Source organism: Bradyrhizobium sp. URHC0002 (assembly GCF_054059515.1).
Window position 1 is genome coordinate 5691906 of record NZ_JBSSCF010000001.1, and the last position, 25176, is coordinate 5717081.

28 protein-coding genes are annotated in these 25176 nt (G+C 60.5%); 17 read left to right on the forward strand and 11 right to left on the reverse strand.

Features of this window, described 5'->3' with window-relative positions:
• Window position 1 precedes the first annotated feature (1 nt).
• Window positions 2-523 carry an N-acetyltransferase family protein gene (locus tag ACVWVY_RS27790; protein WP_456629362.1) on the reverse strand — a complete coding sequence of 174 codons (522 nt, stop codon included), beginning with the start codon at window positions 521-523 and terminating at the stop codon, window positions 2-4.
• Window positions 524-682: 159 nt separating this feature from the next.
• Between ACVWVY_RS27790 and ACVWVY_RS27795 the strand changes: the two genes are divergently transcribed.
• From ACVWVY_RS27795 to fabI, 5 genes are read left to right on the forward strand one after another with little or no spacing between them, the layout of a single operon-like run.
• Window positions 683-1831, forward strand: coding sequence for an AI-2E family transporter (locus ACVWVY_RS27795; protein WP_456629363.1), 1149 nt, complete (start codon window positions 683-685; stop codon window positions 1829-1831).
• Window positions 1832-1840: 9 nt separating this feature from the next.
• Window positions 1841-4069, forward strand: a complete 2229-nt coding sequence (locus ACVWVY_RS27800; RefSeq protein ID WP_456629364.1) for a DUF3141 domain-containing protein — start codon at window positions 1841-1843, stop codon at window positions 4067-4069.
• A 38-nt stretch (window positions 4070-4107) separates the two neighbouring features.
• Window positions 4108-5070 carry a phosphate acetyltransferase gene (locus tag ACVWVY_RS27805; protein WP_456632322.1) on the forward strand — a complete coding sequence of 321 codons (963 nt, stop codon included), beginning with the start codon at window positions 4108-4110 and terminating at the stop codon, window positions 5068-5070.
• A gap of 5 nt (window positions 5071-5075) precedes the next feature.
• The gene (locus ACVWVY_RS27810; protein WP_456629365.1) at window positions 5076-6290 is read left to right on the forward strand and encodes an acetate/propionate family kinase; all 1215 of its coding nucleotides are present in this window, start codon (window positions 5076-5078) and stop codon (window positions 6288-6290) included.
• Window positions 6287-7075 carry an enoyl-ACP reductase FabI gene (gene fabI / locus ACVWVY_RS27815; protein ID WP_456629366.1) on the forward strand — a complete coding sequence of 263 codons (789 nt, stop codon included), beginning with the start codon at window positions 6287-6289 and terminating at the stop codon, window positions 7073-7075. Before ACVWVY_RS27810 ends, fabI begins: the two co-directional genes overlap by 4 nt.
• 18 nt (window positions 7076-7093) lie before the next feature.
• Here the strand turns inward: fabI and ACVWVY_RS27820 are convergent, their stop codons facing one another.
• Genes ACVWVY_RS27820 through ACVWVY_RS27830 form a run of 3 tightly spaced genes read right to left on the reverse strand, consistent with a single transcriptional unit; the run spans window position 7094 to window position 8868 of the window.
• On the reverse strand, window positions 7094-7552 hold the full coding sequence (locus ACVWVY_RS27820) for a MaoC family dehydratase (RefSeq protein WP_456629367.1): 459 nt from the start codon (window positions 7550-7552) through the stop codon (window positions 7094-7096).
• 14 nt (window positions 7553-7566) lie between these two features.
• A complete protein-coding gene (locus tag ACVWVY_RS27825; RefSeq protein WP_456629368.1) occupies window positions 7567-8217 on the reverse strand; it encodes a 3-oxoacid CoA-transferase subunit B in 651 nt (216 codons plus the stop codon).
• 3 nt (window positions 8218-8220) lie between these two features.
• Window positions 8221-8868, reverse strand: coding sequence for a CoA transferase subunit A (locus ACVWVY_RS27830; protein WP_456629369.1), 648 nt, complete (start codon window positions 8866-8868; stop codon window positions 8221-8223).
• 186 nt (window positions 8869-9054) lie between these two features.
• Here ACVWVY_RS27830 and ACVWVY_RS27835 point away from each other — a divergent pair, with 186 nt between their 5' ends.
• Complete coding sequence (locus tag ACVWVY_RS27835) at window positions 9055-9405, forward strand: phasin (RefSeq protein WP_456629370.1); 351 nt, start codon at window positions 9055-9057, stop codon at window positions 9403-9405.
• Window positions 9406-9475: 70 nt separating this feature from the next.
• Window positions 9476-9934, forward strand: a complete 459-nt coding sequence (locus ACVWVY_RS27840; RefSeq protein WP_456629371.1) for a potassium channel family protein — start codon at window positions 9476-9478, stop codon at window positions 9932-9934.
• Here the strand turns inward: ACVWVY_RS27840 and ACVWVY_RS27845 are convergent.
• On the reverse strand, window positions 9912-10595 hold the full coding sequence (locus tag ACVWVY_RS27845) for a helix-turn-helix domain-containing protein (RefSeq protein WP_456629372.1): 684 nt from the start codon (window positions 10593-10595) through the stop codon (window positions 9912-9914). The two genes, ACVWVY_RS27840 and ACVWVY_RS27845, sit on opposite strands and share 23 nt — an antisense overlap.
• 359 nt (window positions 10596-10954) lie before the next feature.
• Here ACVWVY_RS27845 and ACVWVY_RS27850 point away from each other — a divergent pair, with 359 nt between their 5' ends.
• Both ACVWVY_RS27850 and ACVWVY_RS27855 read left to right on the forward strand, forming a co-directional pair.
• Complete coding sequence (locus ACVWVY_RS27850; protein WP_456629373.1) at window positions 10955-11587, forward strand: response regulator transcription factor; 633 nt, start codon at window positions 10955-10957, stop codon at window positions 11585-11587.
• Window positions 11588-11785: 198 nt separating this feature from the next.
• The gene (locus ACVWVY_RS27855) at window positions 11786-12160 is read left to right on the forward strand and encodes a response regulator (protein ID WP_456629374.1); all 375 of its coding nucleotides are present in this window, start codon (window positions 11786-11788) and stop codon (window positions 12158-12160) included.
• Window positions 12161-12178: 18 nt separating this feature from the next.
• On the opposite strand, the gene ACVWVY_RS27860 is transcribed toward ACVWVY_RS27855, so the two are convergent.
• Genes ACVWVY_RS27860 through ACVWVY_RS27870 form a run of 3 tightly spaced genes read right to left on the reverse strand, consistent with a single transcriptional unit; the run spans window position 12179 to window position 14067 of the window.
• Complete coding sequence (locus tag ACVWVY_RS27860) at window positions 12179-12823, reverse strand: invasion associated locus B family protein (RefSeq protein WP_456629375.1); 645 nt, start codon at window positions 12821-12823, stop codon at window positions 12179-12181.
• Complete coding sequence (locus tag ACVWVY_RS27865; protein ID WP_456629376.1) at window positions 12807-13694, reverse strand: alpha/beta hydrolase family protein; 888 nt, start codon at window positions 13692-13694, stop codon at window positions 12807-12809. The genes ACVWVY_RS27860 and ACVWVY_RS27865 overlap by 17 nt, the downstream gene beginning before the upstream one ends.
• 1 nt (window position 13695) lies before the next feature.
• Window positions 13696-14067, reverse strand: coding sequence for a hypothetical protein (locus tag ACVWVY_RS27870; protein ID WP_456632497.1), 372 nt, complete (start codon window positions 14065-14067; stop codon window positions 13696-13698).
• Here ACVWVY_RS27870 and ACVWVY_RS27875 point away from each other — a divergent pair.
• Complete coding sequence (locus ACVWVY_RS27875; protein WP_456629377.1) at window positions 14031-15761, forward strand: SulP family inorganic anion transporter; 1731 nt, start codon at window positions 14031-14033, stop codon at window positions 15759-15761. The two genes, ACVWVY_RS27870 and ACVWVY_RS27875, sit on opposite strands and share 37 nt — an antisense overlap.
• 257 nt (window positions 15762-16018) lie before the next feature.
• Entirely contained in the window at window positions 16019-16456 is a 438-nt protein-coding gene (locus ACVWVY_RS27880) for a hypothetical protein (protein WP_456629378.1), read from the forward strand.
• A gap of 48 nt (window positions 16457-16504) precedes the next feature.
• Here ACVWVY_RS27880 and ppk2 read toward each other — a convergent pair whose 3' ends face one another.
• Window positions 16505-17305, reverse strand: a complete 801-nt coding sequence (gene ppk2 / locus ACVWVY_RS27885) for a polyphosphate kinase 2 (protein ID WP_456629379.1) — start codon at window positions 17303-17305, stop codon at window positions 16505-16507.
• 42 nt (window positions 17306-17347) lie between these two features.
• Window positions 17348-17800 (reverse strand): hypothetical protein, encoded by a 453-nt coding sequence (locus ACVWVY_RS27890; RefSeq protein ID WP_456629380.1) that lies wholly within the window; start codon window positions 17798-17800, stop codon window positions 17348-17350.
• A 216-nt stretch (window positions 17801-18016) separates the two neighbouring features.
• Here ACVWVY_RS27890 and ACVWVY_RS27895 point away from each other — a divergent pair, with 216 nt between their 5' ends.
• From ACVWVY_RS27895 to ACVWVY_RS27920, 6 genes are all read left to right on the forward strand, one after another.
• Window positions 18017-18436, forward strand: a complete 420-nt coding sequence (locus ACVWVY_RS27895; protein WP_456629381.1) for a hypothetical protein — start codon at window positions 18017-18019, stop codon at window positions 18434-18436.
• 149 nt (window positions 18437-18585) lie between these two features.
• On the forward strand, window positions 18586-19635 hold the full coding sequence (locus ACVWVY_RS27900; RefSeq protein WP_456629382.1) for an ABC transporter substrate-binding protein: 1050 nt from the start codon (window positions 18586-18588) through the stop codon (window positions 19633-19635).
• 70 nt (window positions 19636-19705) lie between these two features.
• On the forward strand, window positions 19706-20494 hold the full coding sequence (locus ACVWVY_RS27905) for a sensor histidine kinase (RefSeq protein ID WP_456629383.1): 789 nt from the start codon (window positions 19706-19708) through the stop codon (window positions 20492-20494).
• 122 nt (window positions 20495-20616) lie between these two features.
• Entirely contained in the window at window positions 20617-22323 is a 1707-nt protein-coding gene (locus ACVWVY_RS27910; protein ID WP_456629384.1) for a DUF3300 domain-containing protein, read from the forward strand.
• On the forward strand, window positions 22320-23249 hold the full coding sequence (locus ACVWVY_RS27915; RefSeq protein ID WP_456629385.1) for a DUF2950 domain-containing protein: 930 nt from the start codon (window positions 22320-22322) through the stop codon (window positions 23247-23249). Before ACVWVY_RS27910 ends, ACVWVY_RS27915 begins: the two co-directional genes overlap by 4 nt.
• Before the next feature lie 16 nt (window positions 23250-23265).
• A complete protein-coding gene (locus ACVWVY_RS27920) occupies window positions 23266-23697 on the forward strand; it encodes a hypothetical protein (RefSeq protein ID WP_456629386.1) in 432 nt (143 codons plus the stop codon).
• A gap of 33 nt (window positions 23698-23730) precedes the next feature.
• Here the strand turns inward: ACVWVY_RS27920 and ACVWVY_RS27925 are convergent, their stop codons facing one another.
• The gene (locus ACVWVY_RS27925) at window positions 23731-24963 is read right to left on the reverse strand and encodes a threonine/serine ThrE exporter family protein (protein WP_456629387.1); all 1233 of its coding nucleotides are present in this window, start codon (window positions 24961-24963) and stop codon (window positions 23731-23733) included.
• Between the last annotated feature and the right edge of the window lie 213 nt (window positions 24964-25176).

Below are 25176 nucleotides of genomic sequence, written 5' to 3' on the forward strand. Positions count from 1 at the left end.
TCTAACCGAGCTTCAGCACCAGATGGACTATCTGCGGGTCTCCGCGCGCGACGGGCCTGAAGCCGAACTTTTCGAATACTTTTCTCATCGCGGCGTTCTCGGGCAGAACCTCAGCCGTCAATTCCTGCAGTCCCGCATCGCTCGCAAACCTGGCGAGATGACGCATCAGGATCGAGCCGACCCCTCGTCCTTGCCAGGCGTCGACGACGACAAATGCCATCTCGGCTCGCCCGGGCTCGAAGACAATGTACCTGCCGCCTCCGGCAATCACCTTGCGGCCGGCTTCCTCTGCGAGCGCGACAATCGCGACATGATTCTTGAAATCGACATCCATGAAGAAGGCGCGCTCCTTCTCCGAGAAGTGGCGCTTCATGACGAAGAAACGGCGCTGCAGTGATTGCGCGCTGGTCCTTTCGATCGCAGCGAGCATGTCGGCTTCGTCCTCAGGCCGGAGCGCACGGATTTCAACCTGGCTGCCGTCGCGCAGAAGCTCGCGTGCAGTGTAGTTGATCGCCTCAGACATTGGGCCTCATGTGCCGGCAAACAAAGTAGGTGTCTTGATCGGCGTCAGCGGATGAAGCGCGGGCCCGGATTGCGGTCGTTTGATCTGGATCAAGACTTCAACGCGAAAAGCGGCCGGTAGCTTGGCGGTCGCATGCCCCTCTCAGATGAAGGCGCGTCCTTGAAAACGTCTCGCCAGTTCCGGTCCGGAGAGGACCTCATCCAGCTTGCGATCCGGCTCGGATTGCTGGCTTTCCTGATCTACTGGACGTTAGTTCTGATCCGTCCCTTTATCCCGATCCTGGCCTGGAGCATCGTACTCGCCGTCGCGCTCTATCCTGTCTTTAATCTCCTTTCCAGGCTTCTCGGCGGTCGTCCCAGGCTCGCAGCGGCAATTCTCACCGTCATCAATCTCGGCATCGTCATCGGGCCAGCGACCTGGCTTGGCTTGAGTGCCGTGGAAGGGGTGAAGGATCTCGCCGCAAATCTGGTTGCTGGTAACCTGGTGGTTCCGTCTCCGTCTGACGGCGTCAAAGATTGGCCTCTCATCGGTCCGCGGTTCTTCGAGTTGTGGAACCAAGCGTCCCACAACATTCGCACGGCCTTGCGCGAGGTAGCGCCGCATCTGAAGCCGTTGGCTGGCATCATGCTCGGCCTCGCGGGCAACGCCGGCGTGGGAACGCTCAAGTTTCTCCTGTCCGTGGCGCTGGCTGGCTTTCTTTTTCCCTACGGCTCGCAGCTGGTGGCGGCGGGCAGGGGTTTTCTCTATCGCATTGTGCCCGAGCAGAGTGAACATTTCCTGGAATTGGCGGGCGCAACCATCCGCGCGGTATCCCAGGGCGTCATCGGCGTCGCAATCATCCAATCCTTGCTGGCAGGTCTCGGCTTCAAGCTGGCGGGCATCCCGGGCGCCGGCCTTTTGGCCTTCGCGGTTATGATCCTGGCAATCGTGCAGATCGGCGCGGCAATCGTCCTGGTTCCCGTGATCATCTGGATCTGGATAGACAAGGATTTTACCACAGCGCTTCTGTTGACGGTGTTCCTGTGCATCGTCGGCGTACTCGACAACATCTTGAAGCCGCTGGTGATGGGGCGCGGGCTGACGACGCCGACGATCGTCATCTTCGTCGGGGTGATCGGTGGAACGCTCGCGCATGGAATTGTCGGTCTCTTTATCGGACCGATCATTCTCTCCGTGGCCTGGGAATTGACGGTCGCCTGGATACGCACCGATCGTGCCGACGCGGCATTGCCGAACCAACTTTCGAACGTTGACCTAGATCAACGTTCGATGCCGCGAGGCTCGTTGAGTGAACTTCGCGACAAGTGAGGTCGAAACATGCAGATAGAAAACGCAAAGCTGCCGGGCGGCCCGATGTCAGGGCTCGTCGCTTCGGCCGTAGAGTACATGATGGATGCGAGCCAGCGCAGCGTCCTGTTCCTGGACGTCTTGCGTCGACGCGGTGACCAGTACCGGGAACACATCGCGGAAACGGCACCGCATGTCCTGCAATATGCCGCCGAATTGATCATCGATGGCCGCAAGCTGGATGAACCAGTCAATTATGCGCTGGTGCGCATCATTCCGCCCAAAGACGTCGAAATTGATCTCAACCGACGACCGTTCGTCGTGGTCGACCCGCGCGCAGGTCATGGTCCGGGGATCGGCGGATTCAAGGCAGACAGCGAAATCGGCGTCGCAATGAAGGCAGGCCATCCCTGCTATTTCATCGGCTTCCTGCCGGAACCGATGCCAGGACAAACGATCGAACGCATCGCACGCGCCGAGGCGGTGTTCATCGAGAAAGTCATCAGTCGCCATCCGGAAGCCGACGGCAAGCCTTGCGTAATCGGAAACTGCCAGGCCGGCTGGGCCGTCATGATCCTGGCGTCGCTGCGGCCGGAACTGTTCGGACCGATTATCGTCGCTGGCGCTCCGCTAGCTTATTGGGCGGGCGTGCATGGCAAAAACCCGATGCGCTATTCGGGCGGTCTGCTCGGAGGAAGCTGGCTAACCGCGCTAACAAGCGATCTCGGAGCCGGCAAATTCGACGGCGCCTGGCTCGTGCAAAACTTCGAGGGCCAGAATCCCTCCAATACGCTGTGGACCAAGCAGTACAACGTCTATTCAAAGGTCGATACCGAGGCCGACCGATACCTCGAATTCGAACGCTGGTGGGGCGGGCACGTCAATCTGAACGCCGAGGAAATCCAGTTTATCGTCGATGAGCTGTTCGTCGGTAACAATCTCGCGGCCGGTCGGATCACGATGTCCGACGGTCAGCCGGTCGATTTGCGCAATATCAGATCGCCGATCGTGGTGTTTTGCTCCAAGGGGGACAATATTACCCCGCCGCAACAGGCATTGGATTGGATCCTCGATCTCTATGCGAACGTCGACGAAATCAGGGCCTACGGCCAGACGATCGTCTACACGGTTCACGAGACCGTCGGCCATCTCGGCATTTTCGTTTCCGGTGGTATTGCCAAAAAGGAACATGCGGAATTTTCCAGCAATATCGACCTGATCGACGTCCTGCCGCCGGGTCTCTACGAAGCAACGTTCGAGGCCAAGGGCACCGATACGACGAATGCCGATCTCGCCGCCGGCCAGTGGGTGATGCGTTGCGAGGCGCGGACGCTCGACGACATTCGTGCCATGGGCGGCAATTCGCCCGAGGATGAGCGGCGGTTTGCTGCCGCCAAGCGCGTATCGGAAATCAATCTCGCGGCCTACCAGAAGTATCTCCAGCCTTGGGTCAAGGGCATGGTGAAGCCTCAGATGGCGGAGATGATGCGTAATCTGCATCCGTTGCGCCTTCAGTATGAAGCGTTCAGCAGCAAGAATCCGTTCATGGCCATGGTGAAGTCGCTGGCGGAGCGGGTGAGTGAGGATCGCAAGCAGGTCTCGACCGAAAATCCCTTCGTTGCCTTTCAGGAGCAATTCTCCAAGCAAATCGTCAATGCACTGGACGGTTGGCGGGATTCGCAGGAGCGGCTCAGCGAGGCGACCTTCCTTGCGGTCTACGGCTCGCCGGCGTTGCAAGCGGCTGTCGGAGTTGACCCGCAATCTACCCCATCGCGCCGGCAGGAAATGTCCGCTGCGCACCGTGAAATGCTCCAGAGGCGGATCGCCGAGCTGAAATCCAAAATCAGCGAAGGCGGCCTTCGCGAAGCAGCCATTCGCGGCCTGCTGTATGTCGGGTCGGCGAGGGGGATGGTGGACGAGCGCAGCCTGGAAGCATTGCGCAACGTTCGCCGTAGCGACTCCGGTGCGCGGCTGACGCTGGCAGAGTTCAAGATGCTGGTTCGCGAGCAATTCTTCATGCTTCTGCTGGATCAAGAGGGTGCGCTGGCTGCGATACCGAAGCTGTTGCCCGACAATGCAAAAGCACGCCAGGCTGCTTTCGCGGCGATTCGCGAAGTGCTGTCCGCCAGTGCCGCAATATCGGGTGAGCTCGCGAAGCGTCTGAAACGTGTTGCCGAACTGTTCGGCGTCGATGCGGGCGAATTCTCAGATAAGGGTTCGAAGGTCGCCCCTTTCGATCCGAAAGCGAAGGCATCGTAGCGTCAATTGGAGAGATCCGGAGCGACACCATGAAAGCCATGCCAGCCGATTCAGGAAAAGCGCGCTCTCCCAGCAAGTATGACCGCCTGATCGCGGCGGCCAAGGCGGTGCCGCCGGCGCCGACCATTGTCGTGCATCCCTGCGATGAAACTTCGCTGCGCGGCGTTGTCGACAGCGCGGCTGCGGGCATTATCCGGCCGGTGTTGGTCGGGCCCGAAAGGAAAATCAGGGATACGGCCAGCAAATACGGGCTCGATATTTCCGGCTACGAGATCGTCGATGCCCCGCACAGCGAGGCGGCTGCTGCAAAGGGTGTTGAGCTCATCCATGCCGCCAAGGGCGAGATGCTGATGAAGGGCAGCCTGCACACCGACGAGCTGATGCGCAGCGTCACGGCGAAGGTGGGCGGCCTGCGGACCGAGCGGCGGATCAGCCATGTGTTCGTGATGGATGTGCCGGCCTATGCCGAGACCCTCATTGTAACGGACGCGGCCATCAACATCTTTCCCGATTTGGATGCCAAGCGGGACATCATCCAGAATGCGATCGATCTCTATACGCAAGCCGGCTTCGGCAAATCACCGCGTGTAGCGATCCTGTCGGCGGTCGAAACCGTTACCTCCAAGATTCCTTCCACGATCGAGGCGGCGGCGCTCTGCAAGATGGCAGATCGTGGCCAGATCACCGGCGGCCTGCTCGACGGACCGCTTGCCTTCGACAACGCCATCGATGTGGAAGCGGCACGGATCAAGGGAATCAAATCCGAGGTTGCCGGCCGGGCGCAGATCCTGGTCGTTCCCGACCTCGAAGCCGGCAACATGCTGGCGAAGAATCTCGCCTACTTCGCCAAGGCCGATAGTGCCGGCATTGTGCTCGGCGCCCGGGTTCCAGTCGTTCTGACCTCGCGTGCGGATACAGCGCGCGCGCGGATGGCGTCCTGCGCGGTTGCGGCTCTCTATGCAAATGCCAGGCGCCAGCAGGCGCCAAATGTTGCCGCGTGATCGCCATGGATACGATCCTCGTCGTCAATGCTGGCTCCTCGAGCGTCAAGTTCCAGATCTTTTCAGTCGAGGGAGAAGGGAAGTTACGGCGGCTGATCAAAGGCCAGATGGACGGCATTGGCAGTCGTCCTCGCCTGCGGGCGAGCGGTGCGGACAGCGATCCACTGGCCGACCGCGCTTATCCGATCGAGGCGGTTCCAGATGTTCCGGCCGCGATGGCCATCGCAGGCGGATGGCTGCGGGACGAGCTTCGCATCAACCCGGTGGCCGTCGGTCATCGCGTCGTTCATGGCGGTCCAGACTATGACCGGCCGGTGGTGATCGACCACGGCGTCGTCGCCCGGCTGGAGCGGTTCGTCTCGCTGGCCCCGCTTCATCAGCCCCACAACCTGGCCCCGATTCGATCGCTGCTGGCCAATTTTCCAGGTCTTCCGCAGGTGGCCTGCTTCGACACGGCGTTTCACCGCACGCATGACGCGGTCGCGGACTATTATGCAATTCCTTATCAGCTTCACGCCGAGGGCGTGCGGCGTTACGGCTTCCACGGTCTCTCATACGAATATGTAGCGAAGACCTTGCCGCAGGTCGCACCCGAAATCGCAAAGGGGCGGGTGATTGTCGCGCATCTCGGTAGCGGAGCCTCCATGTGCGCGCTGAAGGGAGGACGCAGCACCGAGAGCACCATGGGGTTCACCGCACTCGATGGGCTTCCGATGGGAACGCGTCCGGGGCAAATCGACCCTGGTGTCGTGCTCTATCTGATCGCTGAAAAGGGAATGTCGGCTTCCAACGCGCAGAATTTCCTTTACCGCGATTGCGGATTGAAGGGACTCTCGGGCATCAGCAACGACATGCGGGAACTGGAGGCAAGCGAGGATCCAAAGGCGCAGCTGGCGGTCGCGTATTTCGTCTATCGGATCGGCCTCAACGCCGGGATGCTTGCAGCCGCGTTGCAGGGGCTGGACGCTTTCGTCTTTACAGCCGGTATCGGCGAAAACTCGGTGAGTATCCGGGCGCGGATCGCCGAACAGCTGCGGTGGCTCGGCGTGACGCTCGACGAGGCCGAGAATTCCCGCCACGCGCGCCTGATATCGCGTTCCGACAGCCGCATTCCGGTCTACGTCATCCCGACCGACGAGGAGCTGATGATCGCGCAGCATACGTTGTCGCTGCTGTTGAACACGTCATCGTCCAGCGCCAGACATGCGAGGGTGTCATGATTCCCGTATTCCCGGATACCAAAGTCGCCTTGAAGGGCAAGAAGGGCCTGATCGTCGGCATCGCCAACGACCAATCAATCGCCTGGGGATGCGCCAAGGCCTTTCGTGCACTCGGGGCCGATCTCGCCGTGACCTATCTGAACGAGCGTGCCAAAAAGCACGTCGAACCGCTCGCACAGGCATTGGAGGCGCCGATCTTCATGCCAATGGATGTCATGGTCGAGGGCCAGACGGAGCAGGTGTTCGAACGGATCCGGAAGGAATGGGGGCAGCTCGATTTCCTGCTGCACTCGATCGCTTTCTCCCCGAAGGAGGCGCTCCATGGGCGCGTGGTGGACGTCGGCCGCGACGGCTTCCTCAAGACGATGGATGTCTCGTGCTGGTCGTTCATGCGAATGGCGCATCTGGCCGAACCGTTGATGAAGAACGGTGGAACCATGTTCACCATGACCTATTACGGCAGCCAGATGGTGGTGGAGAACTACAATGTGATGGGCGTGGCGAAAGCAGCCCTTGAAGCAGCCGTTCGCTACGTTGCCGCGGAACTGGGCCCGAAGGGTATCCGCGTTCACGCGATTTCTCCCGGTCCGCTCGCCACGCGTGCCGCGTCGGGGATCCCTGAATTCGATGAACTGATGGACAAGGCACAGTCGAAGGCCCCTTCGCGCTGCCTCGTCAGTATTGACGATGTCGGTCGCGCCACTGCATTTCTGGCACTCGACGGGGCCAAGCTCATTACGGGAGGCGTTCAATACATCGACGGTGGCTATCACATCATCGATTGAACGCGATCGGCGCGCCAGCTAGCGATAGTGCAGGGCGATCAACTCGGCGACGCAAGCCGGGCGCTTACCGCCCTCGATCTCGATCACGAGATGATAGTTCGCGCGCAGGCCATCCGGCGGCACGTCCTCCGTTTCGGCGACCGTAACCCGTCCGCGCAGCCGTGAGCCGGCTGGAACGGGCGCCAGATACCGTATCTTGTCCGCCCCGTAGTTCAGGGTATTACGCAGACCCTTGAGGCCCATCACCGATCGAATGAACAGCGGCGCGAGCGCAAGCGACAAAAGCCCGTGGGCGATGGTGGTGCCTCCGGGCAGCTCGTTCCTCGCGCGCTCCTGATCGACATGAATCCACTGCTCGTCGCAGGTCGCTTCCGCGAACTGGTTAATTCGTTCCTGCGAGACCTCGATCCAGTCGCTCACGCCGATCTCGGTGCCAACGGCAGATTTGATCTCGTTGAAGTCGCTGAAGATACGCATGTTCGTCGGCCTGGTCAGATATTCATTTCCGGGACGGCGTCGGGGATTGCGATCTCGGCTTCTGTTACGGCCACGACTTCCGCGACGCTGACACCCGGCGCCGTTTCCACCAGGGTCGCCCTGCCGTCGGAGAAAGCGATGACGGCCATGTCGGTCACAACCAGGCTCACCGGCCTTGTCGACGTCAGCGGCAGGGTGCATTTGGCGACGATCTTCGATTTGCCCTTCGCAGCGTGCTGCATGGCGACGATAACCCGCTTGGCGCCGCTGACGAGGTCCATCGCGCCACCCATTCCCGGCACCATCTTGCCGGGGATCATCCAGTTGGCCAGGTGTCCATGCCCGTCGACCTGCAGGCCGCCAAGGACCGTCACATCGACATGGCCGCCGCGGATCAATCCAAAGGACATCGCGCTGTCGAAGGTGCTGGCACCCGGCAGCGCGCTGATTGGGCGTCCGCCGGCATCCGTGAGAAGGGGGTGAGCCAAGCCTTGCTCCGGTATCGGTCCGGTGCCGATCAATCCGTTCTCCGACTGAAAGAACACCTTGAGGTCAGGCGGAACGTAGTTGGCGACCAGCGTCGGAATGCCGATCCCCAGATTCACGAGGTCGCCCGCACGCAGTTCTTTCGCGACACGCCGGGCGATGACTGTCTGCGCATCCATGGTTCACCCGTTCGTAATGAGGTAGTCGACGAGCGGCGCCGGTGTCATGACATGGTCGGGTCCGATGACGCCTACCGGCACGATGTGCTCCGCCGTCACGATCACGGTGTCGGCCGCCATCGCCATGATGGGGTTGAAGTTGCGCGCCGTCAGCGCGTAGGAGAGGTTGCCGAGGTAATCTGCCAGGAATGCGTGAACCAGGGCGAATTGCGCCCGCAGCGCAGTTTCGAGCAGAAACGTCGATCCGTTTACCTCGATCTGGCGCTTGCCTTCTGCCACCAGGGTGCCAACGCCGGTCGGCGTGAGCACGCCTCCGAGACCGCATCCGCCCGCGCGGATACGCTCGGCGAAGGTCCCTTGCGGAACGAGATCGACGGCAAGCTGGTTGGCCAGCATCTGCTGCTGCGCTTTTGGATTGAGGCCAATGTGGGTTGCCGTGAGGCGTGAAACGAGAGCCGCGTCAAACAGCTTGCCAATACCTTTGCCGGGTGTCGCAGCGTCGTTGCTGACCACCGAGAGGTCGGTCTTGTGCTGCCGAACCACTTCGTTGAGCAGGCGTTCCGGCGTTCCGACACCCATGAATCCGCCAACCATGATGCTCGCCCCGACAGGGATCATCGCAACGGCTTCTTCGACGGAAACGGCCCTCATGACTGAAACTCCGGTCGGCAAAGCGATCAATGAAAGCGCGGAAGTGGCAGCGATGTTGACGAGGGCCCGCCGGCACACCTTTGATCTGTGTCAAGGCTTTCTGCTATTCCGCGCGGGGAATGGCAGTGCCGACGCCTTCGAGCGATTCGGCCCAAAGCTTGCCAATCTTAGTGCGAGGAGTTAGCCATGTCAGACGCCAACCTTTCCGCCGACAAGATCCGTTCAATGCTGGCCGAGGCCAACGAACGCCTTCGAAAGGCCAGCGCGGAGTACTTCGATCTGCTCGAGAAGGGTCTGAGCTCCTCGCCGCTGCCGGTCGCCGGCCAGGCCAAGCAGTTCTGCGGCTACATGCAGCGCAATATCACCGCGACCTTCGACCTCGGCGATAAGATGATTCAAGCAAAGGACATGCAGGAAGCCGGCAGGATCCAGTCCGAATTTTTCCAGGAGCAGATGCGCTCGCTGACCGACCATGCAAGGAGCATGGGCGAGTCTGCCATGAAGGCTGCGACAGGCGTCTTTACCCCAAAGAGCTGAAGGCAGCCGCAAGGTCGGCGGGGGGCCCGGCGGGCACCCTCTGCCGGTCCCAATCCAGCACGAGAAGGCAATGGCGTTTCAATTCCTGGTCGGCGGGTTGGTGTGCGCGATCAACATCATGATTCACGCACTGGTGACCGTCGGCGCGATGGGCATTGCCCGCTCCGCGGGCTTGCGGCACACCAAGTGGCCGCGATTGCACCTGATGACCGTGATGGTCGGCACCGCGGCGGCGCTGATGGTGGCGCACACGCTGGAGGTTTTCGTTTGGGTGCTGGCCTATGCGCTCGTCGGCGCGGCGCCTGCCGGCAGCGATTTGCTCTATTTCGCCTTCGTCAATTATACCACGCTCGGTTACGGAGATGTTGTGCCCGTGCAGGCCTGGCGGCTGATTGGGCCGATGACCGCGATGAACGGCATCTTGATGTTCGGTTGGTCGACTGCGGTTCTGTTCGAGGTGCTACGCAAGACGCTCGAGCATCTCGTGTCGATCGGCGCTTCCTGGTTCAGTTCTGCAGATCGAGGCTAGCGAGCTGCCGCCGATCCAGAAGGATGATCTGACGCTGGTTGCTGCCAATGAATCCGATGATGTCGAGTTCGTGCAGCCGCGACAGTGCACGGGACACGGTTTCCAATGTCAGCCCAAGATAGTCGGCGATGTCGCGCCGCGACATCGGAAGTGGCATGACGCCGGCCGCGGTAAGCCTTCGGTCCATCTCGATCAGGAAGGCGGCGACCCGCTCCAGCGACGTCTTGCGGCCGAGCAGCAGCATGTGGTCTTCCGCGTGCTGCAAGTTGCTCGTGGTCATGCTGAGCAGGTTTCGCGAAACCAGCGCATCGCTCTCAGCCACCATCTCGAGGCTGCGCCGCTTGATCAGGCGAACCGTGGTATTCACGATCGCCTCCGCCGTAAACCGGTGTTCGCTTCCGTTTTCCAGCCCGAAGATATCGCCGGCAAGATGAAACGCACCGATCTGGCGTCGGCCGTCCGAAAGCAGCTTGTAGCTTCGCACCGCTCCTGTCTTCACCTGATAGACATAGTCCGCCGGCTCTTTTTCGCCGTAGATTTCGGTACCTTTCTTGTAGGTAAATTCGTTTAAACTTACCTTCGGATTTGACTCACTTGCTATTCCGAGTTCGCCGAGAGAAGTGGGGCGGGGGGCCGGATCAGTCGTGATGCGGACAAACATGGCCAACACTCCTGAACGCTACACGGGTGGTTGTTGCCGGGTCGGCCTCTAGGAAATATTTCGCAGGAAATAAGTGTACTCTCGTATTAGTTGATCTTCTACGACGGCATTATTTTTGACTATTGGCTGAAGGGTCATTGTACCAAGGGACAGGTCTGTAATACCCTTCAGGAAAGGCAAGAATACCTGTCCTAACCGCAAATTTGGATGTTTTTACAGCGTCCTGGGCAGGAAGTGGTTGGTGAGTGCGATCAGTTTTCGCCTTAGGGTGCACATCTTGTGTGGAGGCGATTGCCCGGCGGCGTGACTTGATCTGCCAGGAGAAATCAGCAGTTCTGGTCAACGGCTAGGAGGGGACAATGCCTGGCTTTGTTTATGTGGTTGACGACGATGCGTCATTTCGCACCGCGATCGAGCGCCGGTTGAAGGTTGCCGGCTATGAAGTTGAAACCTATTCGTCGGCCCAATTGCTGCTGGATCGTGTGCCGGCCGCTGAAAGGCCGGGATGTATCCTCCTGGATCTGCAAATGCCCGGACTGAACGGATTGGAAGTACAGGATCGCCTTCTCGAGCTCGGCTCCATCCTTCCGATAGTCTTCGTTACCGGCCACGCCGACACCCCTGCGACAGTGCGAGCCATGAAGGCGGGCGCCGAGGATTTCTTGACCAAACCGGCATCATCAGAACAGTTGATAGCCGCCATCGAGCGATCGCTTGCACGCTACGAGTCAGCGCGCAGTCAACGCAGCAAACTCAATTCGATCCTTGCTCGGTTGGCAACACTGACGCCGCGTGAGCGTCAGGTCTTCGATCTGATCGTGCGCGGCAAGATCAACAAGCAAATTGCCACGGAATTGGGAACCACCGAGCGCACGGTGAAAGCGCATCGTCATGAAGTGATGGAGAAGATGCAGGTGCACTCGCTCGCGGAGTTGGTTTCGAGCGCGGAACGACTCGGCCTTCTCGACGGTAGCGCCAATTTGGGTGGCTAAACGGCGTTGCCTCACGAGCAGGGTTCCGTCGTGAGATCCTGTCCAAAAGGACAATATGAAAATCCGCTGACAAGGCGTCTAAAGGCAATGCGCATGAAGCGCCGGTACGTCGGCTAATGCGGGTCTCCAAACCGTTGAAATTGGCCGCAGCGCTTTAGCGCAGTAGGCAACGCTTTGAGATCCGGAAGGTCGCTCATCTTGCGCACACCCAAATCAATCCTTGTCGTGGACGATAATTCGTCGATGCGCATGTGCATGAAGCGGCTATTGCGTGAGTATGGCTACAAGGTCGCACTGTTCGATTCGGGTGTCGCGCTGCTCAGTCGCGGGGATTTTAGTGACGCCTTTTGCGTCATCATTGACATCAATTTGCATGACCAATCCGGCATAGATTTACGGCGTCAGCTCACCGATAAAGGCGTCCGACTGCCGGTAGTTTTCATCACCGGTAATGACAGCGACGCGAACCGCTCAGCCGCAATCGAGGCAGGATGTATCGCCTACCTGTCCAAACCATTCGCGGCCCAATCGCTTATCGAAGCGGTCGAGAGAGCTCTTGCCGAAGTATTCTAGCGCGATCGGTCTGCTTATTCATTCGTCAATGTCCTGCTCGAACGTCTGTACGGGCGCGCCCTTGTTGACCGAGGCGAACTGTGCAAGCGGAAGTGACGTCGTGAGTGCGAGCAGGTTTGAATCGACGAATTCAAGCCGAAGGGTCTGTCCCGAACCCATTTCCTGGATCATCTTGGGGTCGGCCACGGTCGCCGCGATACAGGTGTTGGTGAGACACCAGGTATAAGGCACGGGATGGGGCTGCCCTTGATCGATCGTAAGCATGACCGGCTTCTGCAGGTACATGCCGACGGGGGAGAATATCTGCAGCCGTGCACTGCCGTCGCCCTGCCGCTCGATGATATCGAGACGGACCGCCATTTGACCGGTTGCAAACTTGCCGGTGATCGAGGTCCGGCACTGCATCTGAGCACCGCCCGGCTTGTAGCAGAGTTTTCGCCAGTCCCCGTAAGTGACGTCCTTTACTTCTCGCTGCCCTCGGGTCGCAATCTCGGACTGTTGCGACACGGCGGGCTGACTTGATGCAACACTCACGGCCGCCGCCAGGAAGACAGCTGCAAAGGACAATGCTGTGCAATCGCGTTGCGGCTGCGTTTCGCGGCGATTCGAGCCTGTCATGGTTGTGTCTCCAAGCTTCGGTCGCTCGTTATCGCTGTTCGTCAAGAAATTTCGCCAGCAGCGGCGACCAGATGGGAATGGCATCAGGAGAGTCGATAAGGAAATGCCCATCATTGCCGAACGGCGGCACCAGGTGATATTCGGCGTTGCCGCCAGCCGCGCTAAAGGCCTCATGCATGCGTCGAGACAGATCGGGGCCGAAGAAGGTGTCGTTCTCGATATAGATCCATAGCATCGGCACGCGCGACGTTCGGCCGAACTCCGCGGTCGCTTCCACCAGCTTGTCTGGCGCGCAATTGTTGTTCGGCTTGCCGTCGACGCGGCCACCACGGCCGCCGGCGAAGACGATGATGGCCTTGACCTGAGGCGGGTTCAGGCTTGAAAGCGCGATCGAGGCCCAACCGCCGGCGGATTGCCCGACAACGATCACGCCGGTGGGTAGGATGCGCTTTTCGGCAGCCATGTAGTCGATGATCCAGAGATCGACTTGCGCAACCGCCAGGCCGGGAGCGCGAAAATTGGGATTGCTGCACTTTCCGACCTTCGAGAAAAACGGGCCGTAGAGTCCGTGCTCGGGTATGTCGATGGCCGAGGCGCCGTATCCGGTGCCGACGGGAGCCACGACAAGATAGCCGCGTTTGGCAAACCACCTGGCGGCGTCGCGGAATTCCACAAGGGGATAGAAGCTGCGGTCGGTCGGGTTGAGTGAAACGCCATGGTTCATGATCACGAGCGGGAAAGGCCCGTCGCCGACCGGCCGCACAAGATAGGCGAACATCGGAAGCGGCAGTGGCAGCGCCCAGATCTCTTCCTGGATAAGGCGTGACGTGGGATCGTCCGCCCGCGATGGCGTGATCAGATTTGCGAAAAGCAGCAGTAACGCAGCGACAAGGCCCCGGAAGCTTTGCTGACACATATCAGGACTCCCTCGATGTGGCGGCCTGATTAAACTCAACCAGCGAGGCAACGGTGGAGGTGATCCACCCGACCGTGTCCACGGTCGCACTCCACCGGCGCTCCATTCGATAGTCCATCAATTTGATTCCCCGGAACTCGTCGAAAGCTTGATCCAGATCAATCCGCGCCAGGCTCGAGACACCGGCTATGGCGGTCGGGGCCCGCGGGAGCTTGCGTCTTGACATGAGTTCTCTGGATATTGCCGCCGGTCCGCCGATACGCCGCGACGAAACGGTGAGGTGGCGCTGCTGATTGTCCTGCTTCGCTGCGAGGTACGACCCAAGAAGGAATTGCAATGAAGTCACGCTCGTTCCAGCGAATGGGTTGGACACGGATATTTCCGCCGGTGGCGTGGCTTGCCGACTATCAGCCGTCCTGGTTGCGCCATGATGCGATCGCCGGCGTCACGCTCGCCGCTTATGCGATTCCGGTGTCACTGGCCTATGCGGGCCTTGCCGGGTTGCCGCCCCAGGTCGGCATTTACGGCTATATGCTTGGCGGCTTGGGCTATGCTCTCCTTGGGTCGTCGCGCCAGCTTGCGGTCGGTCCGACGTCCGCGATCTCGCTCATGATCGCCGGCAGCGTCGGGGCGCTTGCCGGAGGGGACGCGATACGCTTCGCACAGATCGCGAGCCTTTCGGCATTCGCGGTGGCGGTGCTTTGCCTGATTGCCTGGCTCTTCAGGCTCAGCATTCTCGTCCGTCTGGTCAGCGACAGCATCCTCGTTGGCTTCAAGGCAGGGGCCGGGCTCACGATCATAATGAGTCAGTTACCGAGCCTGTTCGGCGTGGCCGGTGGTGGCCACAATTTCTTCGACCGGGCGATCCGGCTTGCAGGTCAGGCCGGCGACATCAATCTGCTCGTATTGGCAATCGGAGTCGCGGCGATCCTGCTCTTGCTGCTCGGTGAACGGTTTCTATCGGGCCGACCGATCGGACTCGCCGTGGTGGCGTCGTCGATCCTCATGGCAACCTTGTTCGGGCTGCCGGCGCTGGGCGTGCCTGTCACCGGGAACATCCCGGAGGGATTGCCGGCATTCGAGGTGCCCACTTTCGGAATGCTGGAATTCCAGGAGTTATTTCCAATAGCGGCCGGATGTTTGCTGCTGGCCTATATAGAGGGTGTTTCGGCGGCCCGGAGTTTTGCCGCGAAGCACGGATATGGCCTTGATGTTCGACAGGAGTTTCTCGGGCTGGGGGCTGCCAACCTCGCAGTCGCGTTTGGCCATGGCTATCCCGTGGCCGGCGGGCTATCGCAGTCCGCCGTCAATGACACGGCGGGAGCGCGCACTCCGCTGGCATTGGTGCTTTGCTCGTTTGCCCTCGCGCTCTGCCTGCTTTTCTTTACGGGGTTGCTGACCAACCTTCCCAAGGCAGTGTTGGCTGGCATTGTGTTTGTTGCCGTTTACAAGCTGGTCGACATTGGCGCGCTGCTTCGCATGTGGAGAGTAAGCCCCATCGACTTCTATGCCGCGATTATCGCACTCGTGTCGGTGCTGCTGCTTGGGATCCTCCAGGGTGTGCTGCTTGCCGCTCTGGCGTCCATCTTCCTGCTGCTTGGCCGAGCGTCGCAGCCCAACATAGCGTTTCTCGGGCGACTTCCGGGATCGGGCCGCTATTCCGACAGCGCCAGGCACGAAGGCGTGGAGCCGCTGGTCGGCGTCATCGCGTTCCGCCCTGAGGCCTCGTTGCTCTACATCAACGCCGAGACGATTCTGGAGGCGGTCTTGAAGGCGCTGCGACAATCGTCTGACGTCAGGATGGTTGCCTGTGATCTTTCGGCATCCCCCTACATCGATCTGGCCGGTGCGCGCATGTTGCTCGATCTCCATGATGAGCTGGCGTCGCGTCATGTGGCGTTCTGTATCGTCGGCGCCCATGCGCAGTTGCGTGACCTGTTGCGGGCGGAAGGGCTGGCGGAGCGGACGGACAGCAGCGAATGGCTCCGCACACTCGACAGCGTGCTGGGTGAGAGCAATGCCAGGGGGCTGTCCGGTCTCGACCCGCCACGGCCGCCTGGATCGTGAAGCCCCGCTGACAATCAGCGTCTGATATCCCTCACGCCTATTGCATTGCGAAGTACAGCATTCGCGCAGCTTGGCGCGTTCGTATCGAGAGAGTGAGACCTTGACTTGGATCAAAGGAGTGGGCGGGCAGGGAGCGACGATCCGCCGAGCCGTCGCCTATGCCGTGTCCGGCATTGCTCACCGTGTTCAGGTATTTCCCCGTGCTCCTGGTCCCATAGGTGGTCGTCGCTCCGCATCTCTCCAGAGGAAAGAACGTCATGAAAAAAGTTGCCGTTAGCGTTGCCCTGGTTGCCTTGCTCGTGGGCGTGGCTGGCATCAGTACGCCATCCCGAGCTGAAACTGGCCAGGTCGCGGTCGTCTTCACCAAGGGCGGGTTCATCGTCGGAGTCGGAGGCGGCGAGGGCGTGCTCGTGCTCCGAGGCAAACGCTATCCGTTCACCGTATCGGGCATGAGTGTCGGCTTCACGATCGGCGCCTCCACCACCAAGTTTGTCGGTCGTGCACTCAATCTGAAGGGACCGGCTTCGATCGAAGGCTCCTATGCCGTAGGCGGAGCTGGAGGTGCCATCGTCGCCGGAGCCGGAGGTGTGCAACTGCAAAACGCCAATGGTGTAATCTTGCAGCTCAGCGGTCCCAGAGTCGGCGCCGAAGTGTCTGCCGCCGTCGGTGGGGTCACGATACGGTTGAAGGGTTGAAGTAAGCGGGAGGCGACGGGGCCGCGGAGCTGCGCGGCCCGGTTTGCTTCAGTACCGCTCTTCGACGAACTTCATCCGGCGCAAGCTGGCCTGATCGTCGTAGCGGCCTTTGCTGGATCGCTTCGGCAGCTTGACCTTTTCTCGCGCGACCTTCTTGTACGGGATTGTTTCAAGGATATGCGAGATGACGTTGAGCCGTGCCCGTCGCTTGTCGTCGGAGCGGATCAACCGCCACGGCGCATGCTTCGTGTCGGTTGCCTCGAGCATCATGTCGCGTGCGCGCGAGTAGTCGTACCAGCGCCCGAACGACGCGGTGTCCATCGGGCTTAGCTTCCACTGCCGCAAAGGATCCTCGATGCGTGCCTTGAAGCGGGCTTCCTGCTCCTCCATCCCGACCTCGAGCCACAGCTTTATGAGAATGATGCCGGCATCGACGGCGAATTTCTCGACCAACGGGCACAACTCGAGGAAACGCTTGTGTTCGGCAGGCGAGCAGAAGCCCATGACATATTCGACGCCGGCGCGATTGTACCAGCTGCGGTCGAAGATCACGATTTCGCCGCCGGCCGGGAATTGCTCGATATAGCGCTGCAGGAACAACTGGGATTTTTGCCGGTCGGACGGCGCGGGCAGAGCGCAGACACGGAAAATTCGCGGGCTCACCTTTTCGGTCAACGCCTTGATGGTGCCGCCTTTGCCGGCGGCGTCGCGGCCTTCGAAGATGATGATCACCTTCAGCTTCTCGGCCTTCACCCATTCCTGGAGATGGCAAAGCCCGACCTGGAGCTTTTCCAGCTTTTTCTCGTAGTCCTTGCGCTTCATCTTTTCCGCGGGCGCGTCGGCTGACATGCTCACCGTTCCCTGTTGAATCCAAATCCGCCTGAAGTGCCTTCATTCCCCCCAGGCAATGGTGATGGCGATGTCGCCCGGCACGCCTCCCGGGTAATCGATGACCTGGTAGCTAATGCGATACTCCCGCGGTTTCAGGTAATCGGCCCAGAGCTGAAATATTTCCTTTGGAATACCCGTCAGCGTTTTCTCCCAACCTGGCTCCTGCTGAATGATGGCACGGCCCTTGTCGGTGCACAGCGAGTTGGGGAACCGATACACCTGTACTTCCGTCAATCCGTTTCGCACCGCCCGCTGGATGATTGTCGAGGCGAGCTGGATCTTTTCCTCCTCGGACTTGCCTGACGGACGGTTGAGCCGATCGATCAGCGCATGTTTCTCAGCTTCAGCGGCCGCGGCAAGGCGAGCATATTGCTCCGCCTTTTCGGCCTCCTTGAGGGCCGCTTCCGTCCGGATCTGCTTTGCACTCGGAATGAGATGATCGATGTCAGGCATGACTGGCTCCTGGGTGGTTCTGCGTCGGCGTTGCCGAAAGGCTAGGTGGCGGCGGCGTCGTTCTTTTGATCCAAATCAAGCAATCCGCATCGGTCGTGCGCACTTTGTTCCCGCTGTCAACGGCCGAGTTCGCAGCAGCAGCGGATCAAGGCTCCGCTCTGGCTGATCAAGACACTGGTGCTGAGCGACCACTGATAAAGTTCAACGGGAAAGCCGATGATTGTGCTTCGAAACCTGGTCCTCGCTGCGGCAATCTCGCTCTGCTCTCCCTTGCTATCACCGCAGCAGGCGAATGCGTTCGAGCTTACCGGTGCATGGGCCACAAGTGCGGACCAATGCACCAAGGTGTTCACCCGCAAGGGACGCGCAAACCAGGTAAGCTTTGCGAATTTCCCCGGCGTGTATGGTGGCGGCTTCATCGCTGAAGCCAATCGCCTGAGGGGCAAGTTCGAGAACTGCAAGGTCAGGTCGAGGAAGGAAAGCGATCAAACCATCAACCTGGTCGTGGCCTGCGCCTCAAGCATTATGCTTTCAAACGTCCAGTTTTTCCTGAAGGTGCTTGATGACAACACCATCTCCCGGGAGTTTCCGGGCATGGAAGGAATGGATGTGACGTATCACCGCTGCCAGATCTAGCCGCAGGCGCTGCCGTCAGTGCCGCGGGCGCCTGCAATGGCTGCTCCCGCGTGCAGGTCGTGGTCCGGCACAGCGGAGGTGGTTGGCTGCAGTGTCGCTTGCACTGGAAATGTGCTGGAATGCAGCCGTTCGAAGTGCCGGGGTAAGTAATGAGCGGATGCGTCCCGACCGCAGCGATCAGTCCGGGCTGGCCAGTCCTGGCCGCGCGTCTCAGCGTCTGCCTGCTGGTCCTGGCGGCTATACTGACCAGACCGGCAAGCGGCGAGCCGCGCGATGAACCTAAACGCGTGCTAATGCTGCACTCCTTCGGGCGGGATTTCCTGCCGTGGAGCGAATATGCCAGTACCATCCGGGCCGAACTTGAGCAGCGTTCGCCATGGCCGATGGACCTTCAAGAGCACGCGTTGCTGTCGGCGCGGTTTAACAACCCGGGACCGGAAGCCCCGTTTGTCGACTATCTCCGGTCGCTTTACTCTGGCCGTCCGCCGGACATCGTGGTGAGCATTGGCGCGCCTGCGGCCCGGTTTGTTCAGAAGTATCGAGCGCAGCTTTTCCCTGAAGCGCCCATGGTGCTGACGGCGGTCGAGCAGCGACTGGTGAACCGAACGGACCTGACCGATAACGACACGGTCATCGCGGTCCACAACGATTTTTTAGCCTTTTTCGACAGCATTCTTCAGGTCCTGCCGGACACGCAGACGATTGCCGTGGTTATAGGCGCCTCGCCCCTGGAGAAATTTTGGCTCGAGGAGGCAAAGAGGGAAGTCAAGCCCTTCGAAAACCGGGTCGCATTCGTCTGGTATACCGATCTCTCTTTTGCGGAAATACTGAAGCAGGCATCGTCGCTTCCGCCACATACCGTTCTGTTCTGGGGCTTGATGTCGGTCGATGGCGCAGGTCTCGCCCATGAGGGCGATCTCGCCTTGCGCAGCCTTCATGCGGTCGCGAACGCCCCGATCTTTTCCTTCCAGGAAGCCTTTTTCGGCCGCGACACCGTCGGCGGCCCGATGCATTCAATCCAGCGATCGAGTGACAAAACCGTCAATGCCGCCATTCGCATTCTCGGCGGCGAAAAGCCCGCCGACATCAAGGTGCAGCCGATCGGATTTGCATCACCGAGGTACGACTGGCGGGAAATGCAGCGCTGGGGCATCCGCGAGAGCAACCTGCCCGCGGGGAGCGAAATTCTTGTTTCGTGAGCCCCGCATATGGGAAAGATATGGTTGGCAGCTATCGCTGATTGCGTGGGTAATCCTGATCCAGGGAGGGTTGATCGGCGGATTGCTCCACGAACGGCGTCGCCGCCGTCTCGCCGAAGTCGAATCGCGCCAACGCCTCGCGGACCTTGCACACCTCAACCGTTATTCGGCTGTCGGCGAACTGACGACTTCTATCGCGCATGAGCTGAACCAGCCGCTGGGCTCTATTCTTACCAACGCCGAAACGGCGGAACTCATGCTGAAGAGCTCTTCACCCGATCTCGATGAAGTGAGGGAAATCCTCGCCGACATCAGGCGCGACGACCAGCGCGCCAGCGAAGTGATACGTCGGCTGCGCAGCGTGTTGAAGAAAACACCTTTTGAAATGAAATATATCGACTTGAACGAGACGGTACGGCAGGCGATCGGATTCGTCGCAGCCGTGGCCCACGGGCGCGGTATCGCACTGAAGTACGGCATGACCGCGACCGATCTGAACGTCAAGGGCGATGCTATTCAGCTGCAACAAGTTTTTCTCAATCTGATGATCAACGCGATGGACGCGATATCCGAAGCGGAGACAAAGGAGCGCGAAATCAACGTAACCACGAACCTTTCGGGCACCGACGCGGAAATCAGGATTAGCGACACCGGCCCCGGTATCGCTACCGGCGATCTCAAGAACGTCTTCGATCCGTTTTTCACGACAAAGCCGCAGGGCATGGGCATGGGACTTGCGATCGTCCGCACCATCGTCGAAGCCCACCACGGAAAGATTTCTGCGGCAAATCAGTCGTCCGGCGGCGCGCTTTTCACGATCAGACTTCCGACCGCCCGCGGTCGATCAACTTCGGCCTGATTCGCGCGGCCACGCTGCTCTTGCGCCGCAGCAAGGCGGTGCCGCTGGTTTCCTTGATCTTTATCAAAGAACAACCTCGCCTCGGACCGATGCTTGCCGCGATGAGCCCAAGGAGGGGTGTGATGTTCCGCTGCGGCAAGACCCTGATCGCGCTCGCGTTGCTGATGGCAAACCCCGTAGCCGCCTTGGCGCAAGCGGCCGACAATCCGCCTGCTCAGAGCAGCACGCCGCAACCGGCAGCCCAATCGCCGCCAGTTGCAGAGCTGTTGAAGCCCGAGCAACTTGAGGCGCTGGTAGCCCCGATTGCGCTCTATCCCGACGAGTTGCTGGCGAATGTCCTTGCGGCGTCGACCTATCCGCTGGAAGTCGTGCAAGCAGATCGCTGGCTCAAGGAGCGCAAGACCCTAAAGGGCGATGCGTTGAAAAAGGAAGTCGAGAAGCAGTCGTGGGACGACAGCATCAAGGCGCTCGCGAGCACCGCGGACGTCATTGCGATGATGAGCGACAAGGTCGACTGGACCAAGAACCTCGGCGATGCCGTGCTCGCGCAGCAGCCGGATGTGATGGACGCGATCCAGCGCCTGCGCTCCAAGGCCTATGACAACAAGAAGCTGGTCACCACCAAGCAGCAGAAAGTCAGCGTTCAAACACAGGAAAACAGGCAGGCGATCGTCATCGAGCAGGCCGATCCCAATACGATGTACGTGCCGTACTACGATCCGGCCACGGTCTATGGAGCCTGGCCTTATGCGGAATATCCACCCTATTACTTCGGCTACCCGTCCTATATCGGCGCCGGCGTGATCGCGGCGGGTCTCGCCTTCGGTACAGCCTGGGCCATTGGACGCTGGGGCAATTACTGGGGCGGTGGATTCAACTGGGGCAACCGCAACGTCTACGTCAACCACTTCAACAGGACGACCAACATCGGGAATTCCTGGCAGCACAATCCCGCGCATCGGCAGGGCGTGCGATACAACAACGCGAACGTTCAGCAGCGCTTCGGCAACAACAACCTGAAGGCCGGCGCCGCAAACCGGATGGATTTCCGCGGCCGTGATGGGCAGCAGGTGCTTCGTCCGGGACAGGATCGACCGGGCGTTGCCGATCGTGCTGGCGATCGTGCAGGTGATCGTGCAGGTGATCGCGTCGGCGATCGGGCAGGGGACCGCGGTGGCGATCGTGTCGGGGATCGTGGCGGCAATCGGCCGGGCACGGCGGATCGTGCCAAGGGCGGTGGCGATCGCGCCAAAGCCGGCGGCGGAGATCGCGCCAAGGCCGCAGCCAAGGGTGGCGGCGATCGCGCGAAGTCCGCCAATCGCGGCGGCAGCACCGCGCGCGGTAGCGGTAGTCGCGGTTCCGCCATGAACGTGTCGTCGGGCAGGGCTGCCGCTGCGCAATCCGCCCGCGGCCACGCAAGCATGGCGAGCATGGGCCCGCGCGGCGGCGGTATGGCAATGGCCAGTGGAGGGGGTGGCGTCCGCGGCGGAGGTGGAGGCGGCTTCCACGGCGGTGGCGGTGGCGGTGGCGGGTTCCGTGGCGGCGGCGGCGGACGGCGCTCCGACATCGAATTGAAGCATGACATCGTTCTGCTCGGTCATCTCGCCAACGGTCTCGGCTACTACCGCTTCAGCTATCTCGGCAGCAGCAAGCCCTATGTCGGCGTGATCGCGCAGGAGGTGCAGAACCTGGTCCCTGAAGCCGTGACGCGCGGCCGGGACGGGTATCTCCGCGTCTATTACGAACGGTTGGGATTGAAGCTCCGCACCTACAGCGACTGGCTTGCCGGCGGAGCAAAGATCCCCACGCGACCGGAGGCGCTGCCATGATCATGCTCAATTATCCCCGTCGCACGGCTTCGGCGGGCCTCGGCGCAATCGTGGCAGTGGCGCTGCTGACCTGTGCGTCCCAGGCACAGCAGGCCTATCCCTCGCCGGAGGACGCTGCGGCGGCGCTGGCTGCCGCGGTCAAGACCGGCACGCGGAGCACCATTCTGAAGGTCCTCGGCAAGGATGCCGCGGACATTATCGAGTCCGGCGATGACGTTGCCGATGCCGAAATGCGTCAGCATTTCCTGTCTGCCTATGACGCCAAACATTCCATCAAGGCCGAGGAGAACAAGAAGGCCACGCTCATCCTGGGCGCGGACGATTTTCCGTTCCCGATTCCGTTGGTGAACAACAGGACTGGCTGGGAGTTCGACCCGGCTGCCGGGCGTCTCGAGATTCTGTATCGTCGCATCGGACGTAATGAACTGGACGCTGTTCAAACCTCGCTGGCTTACGTCGATGCCCAGAACGAATACGCCGAAAAGGATCGCACTGGCGAGGGCGTGGGGACCTACGCTCAACGCATCGTCAGTGGCCCCGGCAAGAAGGATGGGCTGTTCTGGCGCGACGATCGCGACCCGAGCCCGCTGGGCGAATTGGCGGCGCAGGCGTCGGCCGAAGGATACAAGGTCGGAGAGCAGGCGGCACCCTATCATGGCTATTATTATCGAATTTTGAAGGGCCAGGGATCCAACGCGCCGGGTGGCGCTTTGAACTACGTCGTCAAGGGGAAGATGATCGGCGGCTTCGGGCTGATCGCATACCCCGCCGAGTACGGAAATTCCGGCGTCATGACCTTCATGGTCAATCATGCCGGTACCGTCTACCAGAAGGATCTCGGACCACGCACCGAGAGCATCGCCAAGCGCGCCTACCTGTTCGATCCGGATCAGACCTGGAAGAAGGTGGATGTGGCGGCACCTTGAACGCGAGGCTCCAGCGATGTCACGGATAGTTCGGCTCGCCGTGGTCGCGCTTGTCGCCGCCGTTCATCCGGCGACATCATCGTTCGCGCAGGCGCCCGGCTATGTCCGGCTCAAGCTGGCGAAGGCGGCCCTGGTGGTGGGTGCCGGTGCCGGCAGCGGCATCCTGACGTATCGTGGCCGCGACTATCCGTTCAGGGTATCAGGTCTCAGCCTGGGTGTTACCGCTGGAGCATCGGTCAGCCGGTTGGAAGGATGGGCGTCAGGCATCAGGCAGGTCGGCGACTTTGCCGGCACCTACAGCTCCGTCGGTGGCGGCGGCGCCTTCGCCGGCGGATTCGGAGGTGTTCAGCTGGGCAATGAGAAGGGCGTAAAGATCGCCTTGAAAGGGCCCAAGGCGGGGATGGAATTCGCCGCGAACCTCAGCGAGGTCAGGATTTCACTGAAGTGAACCTGCTCAGCTGCCGTCAGGGCGTCCCGTTGATCACGTTATCGTAGTTTCAAAAACTCTTGCTACCGCGAGCCCCATTACCAACGCGCCGACAATGAAACTGCATGACGCGAATGCTTGAAGGGCGTCAAGCATTTGTCCGTGATTGAAAAACACGATTGCTTCGAAGGCAAGTATTCCGGGCATCATGATCACGATCGGCGCCACCGTCACCGCGATAGGTGGTATCTTGTAGCGCTGCTCTATCATCAGAGCGACGGTTCCAATTGAAAGGGCCGCAAAGAAAGCGGCCGGCGCTGGCATCATGCCGACGTCGACCAGGATCAAGCGCAAGCCGTTCGCGCCCAGAGCCAGAAGACCAGCACCAAGCGCTGTTCTCGGTGGGCTGTTGAACAGCATTGCGAAAGCGTAGCCCGAAATGAAACTGGCGACGCCGCGGAGCAGCAGCTTCAGTACATAGGCGAGCTCTATCGGGGGCTGCCTTGTCACGTCGACTCCACCGAGGGCGACGACAAGGCTGAGGCCGAAAGCGACGGACAACAGGATCATCATGCCGTATGCGAACCGGCTCAAAGCAGCGAGCGTTTGGTATTGCAGCAAGTCGAACAGCGCCGCGATCAACGGAAATCCCGGGACCAGAAACAATATGGAGGCGATGAAGCCTGCCGGGTATTGTGCAAATCCGAAGCCAAGGTGGCTTCCCGCTGCCGCCAGGAGAACGAAAACGCCTGATGCCATGATCGCCGACGCCGCGGCAGCGCCGTATTGATTCAGCCGGCGGTGAGTCAGCCACAATCTCAGCCATTGGCCGCAGCCGCCACCGATGGCTGCAGCAAGGGTCTCGGGCGCTGCGGCGCCGTTGAGAAAGGCAAAGCCGCCACTTGCCAGACCCACGGCTGCAGCAATCTGCTCGATGGAATATTGATGAGTTTCAGACTCGATTTGATCAAGCCCAACCGCCAATTCCGCCGGCGTAACTTCGGCGCGCATGGTTATTGCCAGCCGCTCCAGCTGTGCAATGCGCAGGACATTGATACCCGGCGGCCCAATGTTCCGCATCGCCGTGAGCCAACCGCTCTCGCGGCGAACGCTCACAGTGATGCTGTCAAGCGAAACGATGACCGACACCGCCTTGAAACCCATGTTCGGCGTGATCGCGTTGATCCACTTGTGTGTACGGAAGGCGGTATTGCCCGCCTGCAGCATCAAGGCGCCGAAGCGCAGCAGAACCTCCAGTGCGTCGGTCGGTGGGACGGAGCTCTTCATGTCGTCCCGTCGGAAATTGATGTCACACGGTCTACTGCCCCGCATCATCACGCTGGAATTAACGATGGCTGTCCACTTTGAGTCCTAGCCTGGCGAGCGCACAGCGCCGGGAAGATCGTCGGCGGGACCATCGGTTCGTTGACTTAGATCAAGGGCTGGAGTGCCGGACCCCCAATGATCGTATTGCTGCGGTGCGTCCGGATCGGCCGCGGA

Coding starts and splice junctions, on each gene's coding strand:
- ACVWVY_RS27790 (WP_456629362.1), bottom strand. CDS start 523: ATGTCTGAGGCGATCAACTACACTGCACGCGAGCTTCTGCGCGACGGC.
- ACVWVY_RS27800 (WP_456629364.1), top strand. CDS start 1,841: ATGCAGATAGAAAACGCAAAGCTGCCGGGCGGCCCGATGTCAGGGCTC.
- ACVWVY_RS27805 (WP_456632322.1), top strand. CDS start 4,108: ATGCCAGCCGATTCAGGAAAAGCGCGCTCTCCCAGCAAGTATGACCGC.
- ACVWVY_RS27810 (WP_456629365.1), top strand. CDS start 5,076: ATGGATACGATCCTCGTCGTCAATGCTGGCTCCTCGAGCGTCAAGTTC.
- fabI (WP_456629366.1), top strand. CDS start 6,287: ATGATTCCCGTATTCCCGGATACCAAAGTCGCCTTGAAGGGCAAGAAG.
- ACVWVY_RS27820 (WP_456629367.1), bottom strand. CDS start 7,552: ATGCGTATCTTCAGCGACTTCAACGAGATCAAATCTGCCGTTGGCACC.
- ACVWVY_RS27825 (WP_456629368.1), bottom strand. CDS start 8,217: ATGGATGCGCAGACAGTCATCGCCCGGCGTGTCGCGAAAGAACTGCGT.
- ACVWVY_RS27830 (WP_456629369.1), bottom strand. CDS start 8,868: ATGAGGGCCGTTTCCGTCGAAGAAGCCGTTGCGATGATCCCTGTCGGG.
- ACVWVY_RS27835 (WP_456629370.1), top strand. CDS start 9,055: ATGTCAGACGCCAACCTTTCCGCCGACAAGATCCGTTCAATGCTGGCC.
- ACVWVY_RS27840 (WP_456629371.1), top strand. CDS start 9,476: ATGGCGTTTCAATTCCTGGTCGGCGGGTTGGTGTGCGCGATCAACATC.
- ACVWVY_RS27845 (WP_456629372.1), bottom strand. CDS start 10,595: ATGTTTGTCCGCATCACGACTGATCCGGCCCCCCGCCCCACTTCTCTC.
- ACVWVY_RS27850 (WP_456629373.1), top strand. CDS start 10,955: ATGCCTGGCTTTGTTTATGTGGTTGACGACGATGCGTCATTTCGCACC.
- ACVWVY_RS27865 (WP_456629376.1), bottom strand. CDS start 13,694: ATGTGTCAGCAAAGCTTCCGGGGCCTTGTCGCTGCGTTACTGCTGCTT.
- ACVWVY_RS27875 (WP_456629377.1), top strand. CDS start 14,031: ATGAAGTCACGCTCGTTCCAGCGAATGGGTTGGACACGGATATTTCCG.
- ACVWVY_RS27880 (WP_456629378.1), top strand. CDS start 16,019: ATGAAAAAAGTTGCCGTTAGCGTTGCCCTGGTTGCCTTGCTCGTGGGC.
- ppk2 (WP_456629379.1), bottom strand. CDS start 17,305: ATGTCAGCCGACGCGCCCGCGGAAAAGATGAAGCGCAAGGACTACGAG.
- ACVWVY_RS27890 (WP_456629380.1), bottom strand. CDS start 17,800: ATGCCTGACATCGATCATCTCATTCCGAGTGCAAAGCAGATCCGGACG.
- ACVWVY_RS27895 (WP_456629381.1), top strand. CDS start 18,017: ATGATTGTGCTTCGAAACCTGGTCCTCGCTGCGGCAATCTCGCTCTGC.
- ACVWVY_RS27900 (WP_456629382.1), top strand. CDS start 18,586: ATGAGCGGATGCGTCCCGACCGCAGCGATCAGTCCGGGCTGGCCAGTC.
- ACVWVY_RS27910 (WP_456629384.1), top strand. CDS start 20,617: ATGTTCCGCTGCGGCAAGACCCTGATCGCGCTCGCGTTGCTGATGGCA.
- ACVWVY_RS27915 (WP_456629385.1), top strand. CDS start 22,320: ATGATCATGCTCAATTATCCCCGTCGCACGGCTTCGGCGGGCCTCGGC.
- ACVWVY_RS27920 (WP_456629386.1), top strand. CDS start 23,266: ATGTCACGGATAGTTCGGCTCGCCGTGGTCGCGCTTGTCGCCGCCGTT.
- ACVWVY_RS27925 (WP_456629387.1), bottom strand. CDS start 24,963: ATGAAGAGCTCCGTCCCACCGACCGACGCACTGGAGGTTCTGCTGCGC.